This window comes from Streptomyces sp. NPDC047974, assembly GCF_040653375.1.
Taxonomy (GTDB): Bacteria; Actinomycetota; Actinomycetes; order Streptomycetales; family Streptomycetaceae; genus Streptomyces.
The window spans coordinates 455,938-473,076 of the sequence record NZ_JBEZNU010000002.1; the positions used below are offsets into that span (position 1 = coordinate 455,938).

The 17,139-nt window shown below is 71.2% G+C and carries 9 protein-coding genes; 2 read left to right on the forward strand and 7 right to left on the reverse strand.

Annotated elements, in window-relative coordinates; translation table 11 throughout:
• Positions 1 to 4: 4 nt before the first annotated feature.
• Positions 5 to 1,054: an iron-siderophore ABC transporter substrate-binding protein gene (locus AB0E19_RS05110; protein ID WP_362173445.1), complete on the reverse strand. Its 1,050-nt coding sequence runs from the start codon at positions 1,052 to 1,054 to the stop codon at positions 5 to 7.
• Positions 1,055 to 1,354: 300 nt separating this feature from the next.
• Positions 1,355 to 2,707 carry a SidA/IucD/PvdA family monooxygenase gene (locus tag AB0E19_RS05115; protein ID WP_362173448.1) on the reverse strand — a complete coding sequence of 451 codons (1,353 nt, stop codon included), beginning with the start codon at positions 2,705 to 2,707 and terminating at the stop codon, positions 1,355 to 1,357.
• 251 nt (positions 2,708 to 2,958) lie between these two features.
• Here AB0E19_RS05115 and AB0E19_RS05120 point away from each other — a divergent pair, with 251 nt between their 5' ends.
• Complete coding sequence (locus AB0E19_RS05120) at positions 2,959 to 3,906, forward strand: methionyl-tRNA formyltransferase (protein ID WP_362173451.1); 948 nt, start codon at positions 2,959 to 2,961, stop codon at positions 3,904 to 3,906.
• Positions 3,907 to 4,027: 121 nt separating this feature from the next.
• Positions 4,028 to 5,119 (forward strand): winged helix DNA-binding protein, encoded by a 1,092-nt coding sequence (locus AB0E19_RS05125; protein WP_362173454.1) that lies wholly within the window; start codon positions 4,028 to 4,030, stop codon positions 5,117 to 5,119.
• Between the two features lie 27 nt (positions 5,120 to 5,146).
• On the opposite strand, the gene AB0E19_RS05130 is transcribed toward AB0E19_RS05125, so the two are convergent.
• From AB0E19_RS05130 to AB0E19_RS05150, 5 genes are all read right to left on the reverse strand, one after another.
• Entirely contained in the window at positions 5,147 to 7,210 is a 2,064-nt protein-coding gene (locus AB0E19_RS05130) for an iron ABC transporter permease (RefSeq protein WP_362173457.1), read from the reverse strand.
• Between the two features lie 15 nt (positions 7,211 to 7,225).
• Positions 7,226 to 8,206, reverse strand: coding sequence for an iron-siderophore ABC transporter substrate-binding protein (locus AB0E19_RS05135; RefSeq protein ID WP_362173460.1), 981 nt, complete (start codon positions 8,204 to 8,206; stop codon positions 7,226 to 7,228).
• Positions 8,203 to 9,063 (reverse strand): ABC transporter ATP-binding protein, encoded by an 861-nt coding sequence (locus AB0E19_RS05140; protein WP_362173463.1) that lies wholly within the window; start codon positions 9,061 to 9,063, stop codon positions 8,203 to 8,205. Before AB0E19_RS05140 ends, AB0E19_RS05135 begins: the two co-directional genes overlap by 4 nt.
• Positions 9,064 to 9,219: 156 nt before the next feature.
• Positions 9,220 to 13,509: a discoidin domain-containing protein gene (locus tag AB0E19_RS05145; protein ID WP_362173466.1), complete on the reverse strand. Its 4,290-nt coding sequence runs from the start codon at positions 13,507 to 13,509 to the stop codon at positions 9,220 to 9,222.
• An 81-nt stretch (positions 13,510 to 13,590) separates the two neighbouring features.
• Positions 13,591 to 16,971: a CARDB domain-containing protein gene (locus AB0E19_RS05150; protein ID WP_362173469.1), complete on the reverse strand. Its 3,381-nt coding sequence runs from the start codon at positions 16,969 to 16,971 to the stop codon at positions 13,591 to 13,593.
• Positions 16,972 to 17,139 lie beyond the last annotated feature (168 nt).

Here is a 17,139-nt window from a genome sequence, read left to right on the forward strand (position 1 = left end):
GGAACTACTTGACGGCCGTCAGCAGCGGCTCGATCTCGTCGATGGCGTAGGGGATCGACAGGACCGTGTTGAAGGAGAACGCGGCGCCGATGTCCGGGCCCTGGTAGGGCACGAACAGGTCGCGCTTCTCCTGGTGCACCTTGAGCTTCTTGTAGAGCGGCTCGGCCTTGATCCGGTCGTTGGCGTCGGTGCTGGAGGTGACCCAGACGAGACGGTCGACGTCGAGGACGTTCAGCTTCTCGGCGCTGAGTTCGGCGACGTTCCACCCGGGCTTGGCGAGGGAGTCGATCTCGGGCTTGGCCTGGAAGCCGAGTTCCTTGAAGAAGATCGCCTTGGGGTCGGTCTTGGTGAAGGCCGAGTACTTGCCGGCCTCGAAGCTGTCGGCCACCACGAGCGTCTTGGTCGCCCACTCGGGGTGCTTGTCGCGGGCGGCCTTGAAGCGGGCGTCGATGTCGGCGATCAGCTTGTCCGTCTCGGCCGTCCTGCCGAGGGACTTGCCGATCTGCCGGGTCATCACCTGCCAGGAGGCGCCGTAGTCGGGGACGCCCTGGGGCTGCGCGACGACCTTGGTGAACTTCGAGAGCGTGTCGTACTGCTCCTTCTTCATGCCGGAGTACTGCGCGATGACGAGATCGGGCTTGAGCGCCGCGATCTTCTCGATGTTGTACTCGTCGCGCTCGCCGACGATCTCCGGCTTCGTGGACCCCCACTTGTCCTTCGTCCACGGCCACTTGCCGTACGGGTCCTCCTTGAACCAGTCCACCGCCCCGACCGGCTTGATGCCGAGCGCGAGGACGGCGTCCTGGTCGGAGAGGCCCAGGGTGACGACCCGCTGCGGCGCCTTGTCGATGGTCGTGCTGCCGTACTTGTGCTGCACCGTCACCGGGAAGGCGGCGGCCGTCCCCTCCGTGCCGGCCGTGGCCTCGGGCTTCGCCTCGGTCTTCTCCGTACCGCCCCCGCAGGCGGACAGGGCGAGCGCGGCGACCGTGGCGACGGCGACCTGTGGCAGGTGTCTGAGGAACCGCGTCGGAGCGGGGCGCGTACCAGTGAACACAGTTGTTCCTTTCGGGGGATCTCACAGTGCGTGCCGCACCCGCCGGGGGCGACGGCGTCGCCCGGCGGGCGTGGCGAGTGGGGGGCTCGGCCGGAGTCGTCGGACGGGCTCTAGGTCGTTTCTTTCGGATCAGGCCGGATCAGGGAGCGGCGTCTGGCGCGTGCGGCCGCAAGGCGGAGGAGGGAGTCCATGCGGTGGGGGCACCTCCCAGCGGTAGCTGGGGGACATCGGCGACCGACGACAACGCGGCGAGCGCGCGTGCCAGACGCCGCGAGCCCGGCATGATCCGGAAGAGACGGCCTAGCGGGCCGAGCCGATGCCGTCGGCGACCGGCCGGGGTGCGCCGGGTGCGGGCGCCGGCCCCCGGTCGAGGATGGAGTCGAGGATCTCGCCGACCCTGATGGCGGTGTTGGAGAGGAGGGACGACGTGATGCCGTGGGTGTGCTCGGTGCCGCCCTGGAGGTAGATGCCGCAGCGCACGTCGGGGTCGGTCGTGAGGCGGTAGTCGCGCTCGACGCGGACGCGGCCCTCCTCGTCGCGGAGGCAGCGGTCGGCGACCGGGCCGAGGAGTCCGACGGGGTCGGCGGGGCGGTAGCCGGTCGCGTACACGACGACGTCGGCGTCGAGGACCGTGTCCTCCCCGGTCACCAGGGAGGTGACGGTGGCGTGGACCCGGTCGCCGCTCTCCTCGACTCCGGTGAGCCGGGAGACGTTGAGGAAGCGGAGGCGTTCGGTGCCGAGGACCTTCTCCTGGTACGCCTGCCGGTACAGGTCGTCGATGAGGTCGATGTCGACGACCGAGTAGTTGGTGTTGCCGTGGTAGTCCATCAGCTTGCGCTTCACGTCGCCGGGGGCCGTGAAGTACTCGTCGACGGCGTCCGGGTCGAAGATGCGGTTGGCGAAGCTGCTGTCGTCCGCGGGGCTGTAGCCGTAGCGGGAGAAGACGGCGCACACCTCGGCCTCGGGGAAGCGGCGGTGCAGGTACGCGACGTTCTCGGCCGCGCTCTGCCCGGCGCCGACGACGACGAAGCGGGTGGGGTCCGTACCGTCCAGGCCGTCGACCTTCGTGAGCAGCTCGGAGTTGTGCCACACGCGGTCGGTGCGCGCGACGCCCTCGGGCATCAGCGGCCGGAGTCCGGTGCCGATCACGAGGTTCCGGGCGCGGTGGACCACCGTCTCGGTGCCGGTCCTGGCGGTGACGTCGAGGTACTCGACGACGCCGTCGCGGACGACGGGCTCGATGGCGACCACCTCGTGGCCGTAGGAGACCATGTCGTCGACCTTGGCCGCCGCCCACTCGAAGTAGTCGTGGAACTCGACGCGCAGCGGGAAGAGGTTCTTGTGGTTGACGAAGTCGATCAGCCGGCCCTTGCTCCGCAGGTAGCAGAGGAAGCTGTATTCGCTGGCCGGATTCCGCAGCGTCACCAGGTCCTTGAGGAAGGACACCTGCATGGTGGCGTCGTCGATCAGCATGCCGCGGTGCCAGCCGAAGCCCGGCTGCCGCTCGAAGAAGTGCGCGGTGACGGCCTCCTCCCTCCCGACGCGGGCGTTGTGCTCGCTGAGCGCGAGCGCCATGGCCACATTGGACGGCCCGAAGCCGATTCCTATGAGGTCGTGGACCAGAGGGGCGTCGCCAGGAAGACCCTGAGACATGTCACTCCCATCGTGCGGAACTGCCGCTTGTCAGGCGTGGGGAAGAGAACGCGACACCGGCTCGGTGTCACCGTCAGCCAGTCGGAACTTAGGTAAAGCTAACCTGACCTGCGGTGGGCTGTCGACCGTACAAACCGGACACCTGACGAAGGTTCACCTATCAACTGGCTTGAAAACGTTGGGCTATTGCAATGTTAGGTAAGCCTTGCTTTACTTGCGGCCGTCATTCGCTCTTTCGAGGAGGAACCCTCATGCGGGTCGTCATGTTCGGTTACCAGACGTGGGGTCACCGCACCCTGAAAGCACTCCTGGAGTCCGAGCACGACGTCGTGATGGTCGTGACACATCCCAAGAGCGAGCACGCCTACGAGAAGATCTGGAGCGACTCGGTCGCCGATCTGGCCGAGGAGCACGGCGTCCCCGTCGCCATCCGCAACCGGCCGGACGACGAGGAGCTGTTCGACCTCCTCAAGGCCGCAGATCCGGAGATCATCGTGGCCAACAACTGGCGTACGTGGATCCCGCCGCGCGTCTACTCGCTCCCCCGTCACGGCACGCTGAACGTCCACGACTCCCTCCTGCCCAAGTACGCCGGCTTCTCCCCCCTGATCTGGGCCCTCGTCAACGGCGAGCGGGAGGTGGGCGTCACGGCCCACCTGATGGACGAGGTGCTCGACGCCGGCGACATCGTGGACCAGCGCGCGGTCACGGTGGAGCCCACCGACACGGCCACCGACCTCTTCCACAAGACCGTCGACCTCATCGCCCCCGTCACGATCGGCGCGCTCGCCCGGATCGCCGCCGGGGAGACCGAGTTCACGAAGCAGGACCGCTCGCAGGCCAGCTTCTTCCACAAGCGCGCCGAAGAGGACATCCGCATCGACTGGGACTGGCCGGCCGAGGTCCTGGAGCGCCTGGTACGCGCCCAGTCGGCGCCTTACCCCAGCGCCTTCACCTTCCACCGGGGCAAGCGCCTGGAGATCCTCTCCGCCGTGGTGTCGGAGGGCCGCTACGGCGGGACTCCCGGCCGCGTCTTCTACCGCGAGGGCGACGGCGTCGTGATCGTCGCCGGCGCCGACGCCCGCACGGGCCGCAACCACGGCCTCGCCGTCACGCGCGTCCGGACGGAGGACGGCCGCGAACTGCCCGCCACCGAGTACTTCACCTCCATGGGCGGGTACCTCACCGAACGGCCGTGAGCGCGCGGGGCGCACGCCCCAGGGACTCCGGCGCCCCTCGGACGGTCCCGAGGGGCGCCGGTACGCGTACGACCCGACCCGGTCGGCCGGACCACACCGCCGGGTGAACAAGGGGGAACACATGGAACGACCGGTCGTCTCCGGCACCGCGTGCGACGCGTCCGGAGCGAAGTTCACCGTCGTCGGCATCTCGAACACGCCCACGACCGACTGGGCCCAGGTCTTCAGAGCGCTGGCGGGCACCGATCTCACGCTCGCCGGGGACGTGGCGGCCCTGACGGCGGACACCGGCGCCTCCGCGACCGGCCCCGGGACCGCGCCCGGGGCCGCGGCGGGGGACGCCGGGCGTCCCGCGGCGGCGCCCACGGGCCCGCCCCGCCTGAGCATGACGCCCCCGAGCGTGCTCAACCTCAACGCGTACCTCATGTACGCGGTCGGCAAGGCCGCGCGCCGCCGGCTCACCGAGCGGCTGGCCGCCCACAACCTGCGGCTGTGGCACCTCACCGTCATGGCGATGGTGGCCGACCTCGGCCCGCAGATGAAGACGCTCCTCGCCGCCCGGCTCGACATGAACTCCAGCGACCTGGTGAAGATCGTCAACGACCTGGAGCGGACGGGACACGTCGACTGCGCCCGCGATCCGGGCAACCGGCGGAGGATCCTCGTCCGGCTGACCCCCGAGGGCCGCGCCTACCTCGACCTGCTCAACGCGGACATCGCCGCCACGGACGACGAGGTCCTGGCCCCGCTGAGCGCGAGCGAGCGCGAGGTGCTCGCCTCCCTGCTCCGCCGGGTCCACCACCACCTCGACCCGGGTCCGGCCGGCACGGTCCACCACGGACCGGAGCGGTTCACGGAGGTCCTGCGGAGCGGCTCCGACGAGGACGGACGGATCGACTGGACGCGTTCCGCCGAGGAGATCGCCGGCTTCGTCGAGGCCCGGCGCCCGCTGCGGCCCAACGCCTTCACCCACCACGCCGGCCGCCGGCTCGACGTCCTCACGGCGACGGTCTCCCGGGGCCTGTACTCCGGCGAGCCGGGCCACATCCGCCACCACGAGGACGAGGGCGTGGTCGTCGTCACCGGCGCGGACCACCTCGGCGGCGGACGGCCCGGGCTCGTCCTGCACCGCGTGCGGAACGAACACGGCGCGGAGTTCCGGGCCGAGGAGTACTTCACCCCGGGGAGGACCGACGGCCACGACCCCCGGTAGGGGCCGTGGCCGGACGGTCGTACGCGGCTACCGGCGGCTGCGCACCAGCAGGTACAGGAAGTACGGCGTGCCGATCACCGCGGTCATGGTCCCGGCGCCCAGCTGGGCCGGCGCGATGACGGTCCGGCCCACCAGGTCGGCGGTGCAGACGAGGAGCGCGCCGAGGAGCACGGCGACCGGGACGACGCGCGCGTGCCGCCGGCCCACGAGGGCACGGGCGGCGTGCGGGGCGACGAGCCCGACGAAGCCGATGGCGCCGGCGGCGGCCACGGCGGCGGCGCTGAGCACCACACCGAGGACGAGGAAGCCGAGGCGGCCCCTGCCGAGGGAGAGCCCGAGGAGCCGCGGGGTGTCCTCGTCGAGGGAGACGAGGTCGAGCTCGGTGCGGCGCGCGACCGCGACGGCCAGACCGACGGCGACCGCGACCGCGAGCGGCACCACGTCGGGCAGGGTCCGGCCGTAGGTGGAGCCGGACAGCCACGTGAGGGCCTTGGTGGCGTTGAACGGGTCGGTCAGGATGACGAGCAGGCTGACGAGGGCGGCGGCGGCGGAGTGGAGGGCGAAGCCGACGAGGACGAGCCTGGTCTGCTGGAAACCGCCCCGCGCGGCCAGTCCGAAGAGCAGCGCGGAGGCCACGGCGGCGCCCGCGAACGCGGCACCCGCCACCCCCCATCCGCCGGCCATCGGCACGGTCGTGACGAGGAGGACGGCACCGAGCGCGGCGCCCCCGGAGACGCCCATGATGCCGGGCTCGGCGAGCGGGTTGCGGGTCACGGCCTGGACGAGCGTGCCGGCCAGGGCGAGCCCCGCGCCGGCGAGGAGCGCCGCGAGGACCCGGGGCACCCGGGTGTCGAGGACGAAGCCGACGGTCCGCCCGGCCTGCCCCGTGACCCAGTTCGCGACGTCGCCGAGGAGCAGCTTGGCGTCGCCGAGCAGGACGGCGGCGATGACGACGCCGACGAGGACGGCCACGAGGACGGCCGTGACCCCGACGAAGACGGCGCGGCTCCGGATGCGCAGCCGGTCGGCGGGGACTCCGCCGGTGTCCTTCAGCCGTGCGGCCATGGCGATCACGAAGGCGGCGCCGACGAGGCTGGTGACGACGCCGGTCGGCACGGCGACCGCCGTGTCCGCGGGGACGAGCGTGCGCAGCAGCACGTCCGCGCCGAGCACGAGGCCGGCGCCGACGAGACCCGCGACGGGAATGCCGATCCGGGTGCGGGCGAAGCCCCGGAAGCGGCGGGCGAGGGGCCGGACGAGGGCCGGGGCGCACAGGCCGACGAAGCCGACCGGTCCGGCGAGGGTGACGGCGGCGGTGGCGAGGAGGGCCGCGAGCACGACGGCGGTCATGCGGGTGGAGCGGACGGGGACGCCGAGGCCGCGGGCGGCGTCGTCGCCGAGGGCGAGGGCGTCCATCCGGCGGGCGAGCAGCAGCAGTCCGGCGAGGCCGACGACGCCGATGGGCGCCATCTGGAGGACGCCGTCGAAGCCGTTCTGGGAGATGCTGCCCTGGTTCCAGTGGTAGACGCCCTCGGCTTCCTGCGGGAAGAGCAGGAGCAGTCCCTCGGTCATGGCGGTCAGGCCGAGGGTGAGGGCGCTGCCGGCGAGGACGAGGCGGACGGTGCCGGTGCCCAGGCCGGAGAGGCCGAGGACGACGGCCGCCGCCGTGAGGCCGCCGGCGAAGGCGATGCCGGAGGAGGCGAGCAGCGGGAGGGAGACGCCCGTGGCGGCGGTGAGGCCGAGGGCGAAGTAGGAGCCGGCGTTGACGGCGAGGGTGTCGGGGGCGGCGAGCACGTTGCGGCTGACCGCCTGGAGGGCGGCGCCGGCCATGCCGAGGACGACGCCGACGAGCAGCCCGGCGGCCATCCGCGGCAGGCGCGAGGCGATGACGACGGACGCGTCGGCCGGATCGGCCTCGCCGGTGAGGGCCTTCCAGACCTCGGTGGCACCGACGGAGGCGGTGCCCTGGGTGATGTCCACGAGGGCGAGCCCCGCGACGAGGAGGAGCAGTGCGGCCGTCACCGCGGCCGCGCCCGTCCGGGACGGGGCCGCCGGCGGGCGGGTGGCGGGAGTGGTTGCGGTGACGGCCATGGCCTCTTTATTCGTCTACTTCGTCAGGGCGATGATCGAGTCGATGTACTGCGTCATCGAGCCCGGGCCGCCGAACATCCAGATGCCGTCGGGCAGTCGGTGGACGTTGCCCTTCTTCACGAACGGCAGCGAGGTCCACACCTTGTCCTTGGCGAGGGCGCCGGTGAAGGGGGTGCTGCTCTCGTCGCCGTCGTTGCCGATGTAGGCGAAGTGGACGTCGGCGCTGAGCTTGGTCAGGCCCTCGACGTCGGTGGTGCCGAGGCCGTACGCCGGGTCGCCCTTGACGTTCCAGTCGTTCTTCAGGCCCAGCTTCTCGTTGACGGCGCCGATGAGCGAGCCGCTGGTGAAGGGGCGGATGGAGACCTGGTTGGAGACCAGGTAGCCGTCGGCGAAGGCGACCTTGGCGCCGCCGAGGCCGGCGCCGGCGAGGGCCTTCTTGCCTTCCTCGACCTTGGCCTCGAAGGCCTTCTTGAGTTCGGCGGCCTTGTCGGTGGTGCCGGTGGCCTGGGCGAGCAGGTCGAGGTTTTTGTTCATCTGCCCGATCGGGTCGGCCGCGTCGGCCGACTTGACCTCCACCACCGGGGCGACGGCGCGCAGCTGCTTGACGGCGGCCGGCGGCAGGTCGGTGCTGGCGACGATGAGGTCCGGCTTCAGGGCGGCGATGGTGTCCATGCTCGGCTCGCCGCGGGTGCCGATGTCCTTCGGCTCGTTCTTCAGCGGGACGGCGGTGTCCCAGGTCTTGTAGCCCTTGACGTCGGCGACGCCGACCGGGTCGACGCCGAGCGAGACCAGCAGCTCGACCTCGTGCCACTCGGTGCCGACGACCTTCCGGGCGGGGCCGTCGAGGACGACCTTCCGGCCGGAGGCGTCGGTGAGGGTGATCTTCTCGGCGGGCGTCTTCGCCTTGTCGTCGGCGGCGGGCTCGGTGGTGCCGCAGGCGGTCAGGGTGAGGGCCGCCGCGGCGAGGACCGCGGCGGTGGCGAGGTGTCGTCTCATGAGGGGGTGCTGAGCCTTTCGCTTCGCGTGTGGTGGCGGCCGATCGCGCGGGTGCGGAGCCGTCCGGTGAGGGGGTCGGGGTCGACGTCGATGCGGATGCCGTAGGTCTCGGTCAGCCGCTCGGCCGTCAGGACGTCTTCGGGGAGGCCGTCGGCGACGATGCGCCCGGCGTGGAGCAGGACGATCCGGTCGCCGACGGCGGCGGCCTGGTCCAGGTCGTGGAGGACGGCGCCGACGGCGATGCCGTGGTCGTCGGCCAGGTCGCGCATCAGGTCGAGGAGTTCGACCTGGTAGCGCAGGTCGAGGTAGGTGGTCGGTTCGTCGAGGAGCAGCACGCCGGTCTCCTGGGCGAGGCAGCCGGCGAGCCACACGCGCTGGAGCTGTCCGCCGGACAGGTGCTCGACGCCCCGGTCGGCGAATTCCTCGACGCCGGTCAGGGCGAGCGCCCGGTCCACGGCCTCCCGGCCGCCCGGGTCGGCCTTGCCCCAGCGTCCCCGGTACGGGTAGCGGCCGAACTCGACGACGTCCCGCACGGTCAGTCCGCCGGGCGTGGGCCGGCCCTGGGTCAGCAGGGCCACGTGGCGCGAGAACTCACGCGGGCTCAGGGCGAGCCCGTCGGTGTCCCCGTCGATGACGAGCGCGGCGGCACGGGGCCGCTGGAGCCGCGCGACGGTCCGCAGCAGCGTCGACTTGCCGCTGCCGTTGGGACCGACCAGGACGGTCACCTGGCCCGGCCGCAGCGTCAACGACGCCTCGTGGACGACGTCGACACCGTCGTAGGCCACGGTGACACCCGTGGCCGACAGCTCGTGTCCGCGCGGACGCGGGATCGCGGAGTTCTCTTCACCAACATGCACGCGACGAAGGTTAGCCTAACCTAAATATGCCTCGGAAGAGGGGTCCACACTGCGGGCACAAGTCACTTTCACGCCATGGAGCGCACCGCGAACGAGACCGGCGCCCACCGCCGGATGCGGTGGGCGCCGGTGCTCCCGCCGTGGGGCGGGGCGGGGTCAGCAGGGATTGACGTTGATCTTGAAGTTGGTGGTGTTCCGGATGTTCTCGGCGTTGTCCTGCATGCGCAGGCAGTCGAACGTCGCCTCGCCGACGGCGGGGCCCTGGCCGGGTTCGGGCATCTCGTTGGCCCAGACGCCGATGCCGGACCTGGCGTCGAAGGCGTCGCCGCTCCGCTGGGCGCCCGTGATGGAGATGTCGGTGAAGACGGTGTCCTTCACCGGGTTCTCGGGCTGGGATCCGTTGTACTTGGTCTGGAACATGATGCCGCTGTAGGTGGGGTCGACGATGTCCACGTGGCTGACCCGGATGCCCTGGAAGACCTTCGAGGCGGAGAAGATCCAGATGCCGGGGAAGGTCTGGCTGCCCCAGAAGTGGCCGCCGGCCCGGACGATCGAGATGTTCTCGAAGTTCGTCGGGATGGTCCCGAAGCCGTTCATCGGATAGCCGAAGTCCAGCGACGAGATGGTGATGCCGGAGTAGACGAGGGTGTCGGCGATGTGGATGTTGCGGAAGGTGTTGTCGTAGCCGCCGTAGACCGCGAGGCCCGCGGCCCGCCAGGTGAGCGTGGTGGTGAGGTTCTCGTAGACGTTGTTCTTCATGTCCGCGCCGCCGGCGTCGATCGCCGAGAAGAGCGCGAAGCTGTCGTCGCCGGTGGCCCGGGCGTCGTTGTTGGACACCAGGTTGTCGGTGGAGCCGTTGGTCATGTTGACGCCGTCGGCGAACATGTTCCGGATGCGGGAGTTCCTGATCGTCATCCGGTCGGTGTTGGCGCCCCAGTACAGGCAGACCATGTGCTCGTTCCAGATGTCGTCGATGACGATGTCGGCGGTGTTCTGGAAGTCGAAGACCTTGCCCGGCCCGTCGATGCGGGTGACGTAGTTGCCGAAGTAGGCGAAGCCCTTGAAGAGCGAGCCGTTCGCGGTGGCCTCCGCGCGGAAGCCGATGTCCGTGTTGTCCTGCGTGGTCGGCGCGTGGAACTTCGTGAACCACGGGCCGGCGCCGACGACCTTGACGGCCTTGCCGTAGACCTGGAACTTGCCGGAGGTCTGGTAGTCACCGGCCGGCAGGTAGACGCCGACGAGCTTCCCGGTGGTGTCCATGCGGACCTTGTCGAGGGCGTTCTGCACGTCCTGGTGCGTGAAGCCGGCCGGCACCGTGTAGGTGGCGGGGTCCGGGTTCGCGACCGGGGCGACCTGCTCCAGGTTCACGAAGTCGATCGCGTAGTGCGCGGCCGCGTTCGCGGAGTCCTTCTGGAGCCTGATCCTGCTGCCGGCGGGGATGGTCTCCCCGAACATCAGGTTCGCCTCGTCGTAGATGTGGCGCGGGGCGCCGGAGCCCGGGTCGTTGCCGGGGCCGGCCTCGGCGCCGTACAGCCAGGCGTACTTCGAGGTGAGCGGCAGCGCCTTCTTGAACACGCCGTCGACGTAGACGTTCAGGGTCGTGTCGATGCCGCCGCCGCCCGGGGCGTCCGGGATCGAGAAGCGGGTGACCAGGGTGTTGGTCGCGGCGCGGGTGGTGAACTCGACGTACTCGCCGGTCGCGTCCAGGGTGACGGCCTTGCGGCCGGACGCCTCGCCCGCGACGTCGCCGACGGTGCGGTTGGGTCCGACGACGGAGGCTCCGCCGCCTGCCGCTCCGTCCTCCGCCTCGTACATCGTGTACGGCATGTTCGCGCCGCGACCGACGAACAGCGGCTGCGACTGCGTGTTGTTCTCCCGCTTCACGGGAAGTTCGTTCGCGTCGGCCGCGATGACCGTCCTGACCGTGTAGGAGCCGTTGACGGCCGTCCACGTGCCGAGGCTCACGACGGCCGAGGCTCCGGGCGCCAGGGCGCCGCTCTGCGCGCCCGTCAGGGTCTTGACCACGCCGCCCTGAGCGTTGAGGAGCTCCAGTGTCACCGCGCGGTCGCCGGCCGCGGTCGGCTCCGTGCCCTGGTTCTTCACCGCGACCTTGAACGTGACGGCGTCACCGGCGGTCGGGCTGGACGGGCTGGTCGTCACCGAGGTGGCGAGCAGGTCGGAGCCGGCGACCGGCTTGACCACGAGGGCGGTGGACCGGGTGTGGGTGTTGTTGGTCTCGTTCTGCTCCAGGACCTCGTTCGCCTCGTCGGCGACCGCGCTCAGTTCGTACGAGCCCGCGGCGCGCACTCCGAGGGAGACGGGGACGGTGGCCTGCTCGCCGGGGGCCAGCGCCGGGGCCTGCCCGGTCGCGACCTTGGTGCCGCCGAGGCGGACGGCGACCCTGCTCGCCGCCGCGGGCGCGGCGCCGTCGTTGCGGACGACGGCCGAGACGGTGATCTCGTCGTCCTCCTCGGGCGCGGCGGGCGTGGTGGACAGTCCGGTGACGGTCAGGTCCGGGTTGGGCGCGGGCACGCCCACGACCTGGAACTCGGCGATCTGGCCGCCGGGCGCGCCGGTGTTGGCGGTGAACCTCAGCTGGACGTCCGCGAGCCGCGCGGTCAGCGGAATGGTGACCGTGTTCCCGCTCGCGGGGTCGAAGGAGTAGCCCTTGGCCGCGATCTTGCTGGTGAAGCCGGTCGCGCTCTGCTCGCGGCCGAGGACCTCGATGGTCTGGCTGCGGGCCTGCCAGGCCTGGGCCGGGTCGAGCTTCAGGACGAGCCGGTCGAGGTCGGCGTTGGCGCCGAGCTTGACGGTGAGGGTCTGCGGGTAGGCGCCGCCCCCGCCCTCCCAGTAGGTGGCGGTGCTGTTGTCGTTGGCGTTGGCCGCGGCGAAGTTCCCCGTCGCCGACGACGCCTCGATCGTCCTGCCGACGGAGAGGTTGGAGCCGGTGCCGCCGGTACCGTTGCGGGTGACGCTGTTGGAGGCGACCGAGGTGTTGCCCGCCGCGTCCTTGGCGACCACGTGGTAGCCGACGGTGGCGCTCGCCGGCTGGGTGTCGGTGTAGGTGGTGGTCTGGCCCGGGACGCTGCCGCGCAGCACGTTGTTCGCGTAGACGTCGTACGCGGTGACGCCGCGGTTGTCGGTGGCGGCCGTCCAGGTCAGCTTCACCTGGCCGCTCGCGGGCTCGGTGTACCCGAGGTTCGCGGGGGCGGTGGGGGCCTGGGTGTCGCCGCCGTCGCCGATGCGGGTGACGGTGTTGCTGTCCCCGGACTGGTTGCCGGCCGCGTCCTTGGCCCGGACCCGGTAGGAGACGGTCCGGTCGGCCGGGCGGTTGTCCGTGAAGCTCGTGACGTCGCCCGCGACGGAGGTCAGCAGGACGTTGTCGGCGTAGATGTCGTAGCCGGACACGCCCACGTTGTCGGTGGAGGCGTTCCAGGTGAGCCTGATCTGCCCGGTGGCGGGCTGGGTGTAGGCCAGGTTCGCGGGGGCGGACGGGGCCTGGATGTCGCCGGTGGCCGGTCCGTAGACCTCCAGCTCGGATATCTGGGCGGCGGGCTGGACGGTGTTCGCGGTCACCAGCACGCGCACGTAGCGGGTGGTGGTGGAGTCCAGCGTGATCGTCGCGGTGTTGTCGTTGCCCGCGTCGAAGGCGTACGCCCGGGAGGCCGAGAGGTCGGTGAAGGCGGTGCCGTCGGTGCTGCCCTGGATCTTCAGGGTCTGGCTGCGGGCGCCCCAGCCGGCGGGCAGCTTGAGGACGACCCGGTTGACGGCGACGGAGGCGCCGAGGTCGGCCTGGAGCCACTGCGGCAGCGCGTTGTTTCCGCTCTCCCAGTAGCTGGCCCGGTTGCCGTCGTTGGCGTTGGGCGCGGCGTACACCTCGGTGTGGCTGCTGGCGGTGAGGGTCTTGCCCGCGGCGAGGTTCGCGGAGGAGCCCTCGGCCGCGTGCACCTCCAGCTCGGAGAGCTGGGCGGCCTGCCAGCCGGTGTTGGCGGTGACGTTCACCCGGACGAAGCGGGTCAGCGTGGCCGGGAAGGCGACGGTGACCGTGTTGGCCGAGCCGGGGCTGAAGGTGTAGGTGGCGGAGGCCTTCAGGGTGGAGAAGCCGGTGCCGTCCGCGCTGCCCTGGACGGACAGGGTCTGGTTCCGGGCCTCCCAGCCGGCGGGCAGCTTCAGCACCACCTCGTCGACGCGGGTGGCGGTGCCGAGGTCGGCCTGCACCCACTGGGGCAGGGAGCCGCCGGCGCTCTCCCAGTACGTGCCCTGGTTTCCGTCGGTGATGTTGCCGGCGCCGTAGCCGGGCTGGGCACTGCCGGCGGCGGCCGTGTCGCCGAGCGCGATGTTGGGTCCGCCGGCGGCGTGGGCGGCCGTCAGGGGACCGCCCAGAGCCAGCAGGCTCGTCGCGATCGCGGCGCTCAGGCACCGTGACCGCCAGGTGGGGGTTCTCATCGTTCCTCGCTTCGTGGAGGGGGTGGGGTGGGGACGCCCGGACGCAGGGCCGGGCGTCCCCACGGCAGGGGGATCGGGGCGTCAGCCCTGGTTGAAGACGAACTGCGTGCCGGGCTGCGAGCAGACGTCGCCCTTGGCCGAGTTCGTGACGGTGACGTTCGTCAGCGTGGCGCTGCCGCGCGCTCCGCCCATCGCGAGGATTCCGCAGCCGTTGAGCGACTTGTCGATCTTCACGTTCGTGACCTTGACGTTCGGCATGGCGCCGCCGCCGGTCTTGAACTGGATGCCGTCGTAGGTCGACTCGTGGATGTCGGTGTCCCGGATGGTGACGCCCGGGATGTCGGGACCCTGGGCGAAGAGGGTGATCGCGCCGAACTCCTGGTCCTCGTTCCAGAACGCGCCGCCGGTGCGGTACAGGGCGTTGTTGGCGATCAGCGTCTGCCCGGAGAAGGGGATCGGGTCGTGGTCGGTGGCGAGCATGATCCCCGGGTAGTTCATGGTGTCGGAGACCACGTTGTTCTCGATGGTGTTGCCGTAACCGCCGTAGACCGCGATGCCGTTGGCCCGCCACGGCAGCTGGACCGTGTTGTTGCGGAAGTGGTTGTCGTGGCCGACGTCCACCGAGGTGTCCTTGACGTACTTGTTGGCCCAGACGGCGAGGGCGTCGTCGCCGGTGTTGCGGAACGACGAGTTGTAGACGGTGGAGTTGCGGGTGCCGTTGGAGAAGTTGACGCCGTCGGCGTAGGTGTTGCGGATCCGCATCCCGCTGAACTCCAGGCCGTCGCCCGGGTTCCACAGCTCGGGGATGTTGGAGTAGTCGCGGCCGACCCAGGCGGCGACGTTGGCGTGCTCGATCCAGACGTTGCTGATCTTCGTGTTCTTGCCGAAGCGGCCGTTGAGGCCGACGCCGCCCTCGGCGTTGCCGTCGCCGCCCCGGATGGTGCCGGAGCCGAAGATGGCGATGTCCGAGATCTTGGTGTTGTCGTCGATGTCGAAGCCGAAGTTGCCCTCGTGCGGGTGGTTGATCCCGTTCGCGAGGTGCGGCGGGGTCAGCGTGTAGAGCTGGGAGTGCCACATGCCGGCGCCTCGGACGGTGACGTCCCGGATGCCGACCTGGTTGTGGGTGCCCCGGTCCAGCGGGTCGTCGGTGAGGATCTTCTGCTCCTGGCGCCACTGGCCGGCCGGGATCCAGACGCAGGGGATGTCGCCCTTCTGGTCGGCGGTGACGGCGCGCTGGAGGGCGTCGGTGTCGTCGATGCCGTCGTTGGGCACGGCTCCGTACTGGGTGATCGAGACGCACTCGGCGGGCTTCGCGGCCGGCGGGGCGACCTGCTCCAGGTCGATCAGGTCGACGACGTAGAAGGCGGCGTTGTCGCCGGCGTCCCGCTGGAGCCGGAACGTGGTGCCGGCCGGGTAGGACTGGGTCAGCAGGGCGTTGGACTCGTCGAAGAGGCGCCGCGCGTCCCCGCCGGGGGTGTTGGTGAGCCCTTCCGGCTGGTCGGTGGTGCCGTACAGCCAGCTGTGCTTGGAGGAGAGGGTCAGCTTGCGGACGAACTGGCCGTTCGCGTAGAGGCTGAGGGTGGCCTCCTGGCCGCCGCCGCCCGGCGCGTCGGGGATCGAGTTGCGCACGACGATGGAGTTGGCGGCATTGGTGGAGGTGAACTCCACGTAGTCGCCCTGCGCGTTGAGGCGCACCGACTCGCGGCCCGAGGACTCGGTGGCGAAGTTGGTGTGGCCGAACGGGCGGGTGGAGTCGGTGTACAGCAGGGTGCCGCGGTAGCGCGCGTCCTCGGCCTCGTACTCGGTGTACGGCACGGCGGCGCCGCGTCCGACGACGAGGGACCGGCCGAAGACGTTGTTGTTCTCGTTGGTCTCGGCGACGGTGCCGGTGGCGTCGGCGGTCGCGGTGAGGTTGACGCCGCCGTCGGTGGCCGTCCAGGTGCCGCTGAGGGCGACGTCCGCGGTGGCGCCCGCGGCGATGGCCGGGGTGGTGCCGTTCAGGGTGGTGGACCCGACGGTGAGGCGCGTGACGCTGCCCGCCGGGACGGAGGACGTACCGCGGTTCTTGACGGCGACCGTGAAGGAGACGGGCGCGCCGACCGCGGGGGTGGACGGGTTGGGGGTGATGCCGGTGACCGTCAGGTCCGGGCCCGGGGTCTGCGTGACGGTCAGCTTGTTCGTCGCGGTGCGGCTGTTGTTGCCGTTGTCGAGCTCGGGGACGGTGTCCGTCGGGTCGACGGCCGCCGAGACCGTGTAGGAGCCCATCGGCCGCTTGCCCAGGGGGACGTTCACGGTCGCCGACTGTCCGGCGGCGAGCGCGGGGACCGGGGCCGAGCCCGCGACGGTGCCCTCGGCGCTGACGTTCGCCGTCGTGGCCGGGGCCGCCGCGGTGCCGGCGTTGCGGACGGTGACCTTGGCGGTCACGTCGTCGGCCTCGGACGGGGTGGACGGCTCCCAGGTGAGCTCGTTGACGACGAAGTCCGGGGCGGGCGCGGCCGTGCCGAGCACCTGGATCTCCGCGACCTGGGCGCCGGGGGCACCGGAGTTGGAGAAGCCGGTCAGCCGCAGGTCCGAGACGCGGCCGGTGACCGGGATGGTGACGGTGTTCTGGCCCGACGACGGGTTGAAGGCGTAGTCGGCGCGCGCCTTCAGGGTGGTGAAGCCCGTGGCGTCGGAGGCGCGGCCGAGGACCTCCAGGGACTGGGTCCGCGGGCCCCAGGCGGAGCCCGGGTCGAGCTTGACGACCACGGCCTGGACGTCGGCGTCGGAGCCCAGGTCGACGGTGAGCGAGGCGGGGAAGCCGGCGGACTCCCAGTAGGTGGACGTGTTGTCGTCGTTGGCGTTGCCCGCCGCGTAGTTCTGGGTCGTGGAGGTGGCCTCGACGGGCTTGCCGCGGGCCAGGTTCGTGCCGGTGACCGGCGGCGGGTCGCCCGGGTCCTCGCCGCCTCCGGTCTCGCCGTAGACCTCCAGCTCGGAGAGCTGGGCGGCGTTCCAGGCGGTGTTGGAGCCCACCTGGACGCGGACGAACCGGGCGGTGGCCGACGGCAGGTCGATGTTCACCGTGTTGGCCGCGGACGGGTCGAACGCCCGTGCCTGGGCGGCGGTGATGGTGCTGAACGTCGTGCCGTCGGCGCTGCCGAGGACGGCGAGGGACTGGTTGCGCGCCTCCCAGCCGGTCGGCAGCTTGAGCGCGAGGCGGTCGAGGTCCACCTGGGTGCCCAGGTCGACCTGCACCCACTGCGGGAAGGAGCCCAACGGGCCTTCCCAGTAGGACTGTTGGCTTCCGTCGCTGACGTGGGACGCCGGGTAGCCGCCGTTGGCGCCGCCGGCCGTCGCGGCTCGACCGAGCGCGAGGTTGGTGTCCGCCGCGGCCTGCGCGGGGACGGGGAGCAGTCCTACGGAGATCAGGCCCGCTGTCAGCAGACCGACCCCCAACCGCCTGCTCGGGTGTGTGCCTCTCATGGTGACCTCTCCGCGATGCGGGCCGGGCCCGTGGTCCGTCTTCGTCCGGAACAGCCCCTGTCGGGTGACACACAGGAGGCCGGGGGGAGTTCGGCAGGATCACGCGCTCTGGGACCCGTCATGACTCCGACACGATTCGAAAGGCGGCTGGCCGTGTTCTTGAGTAAC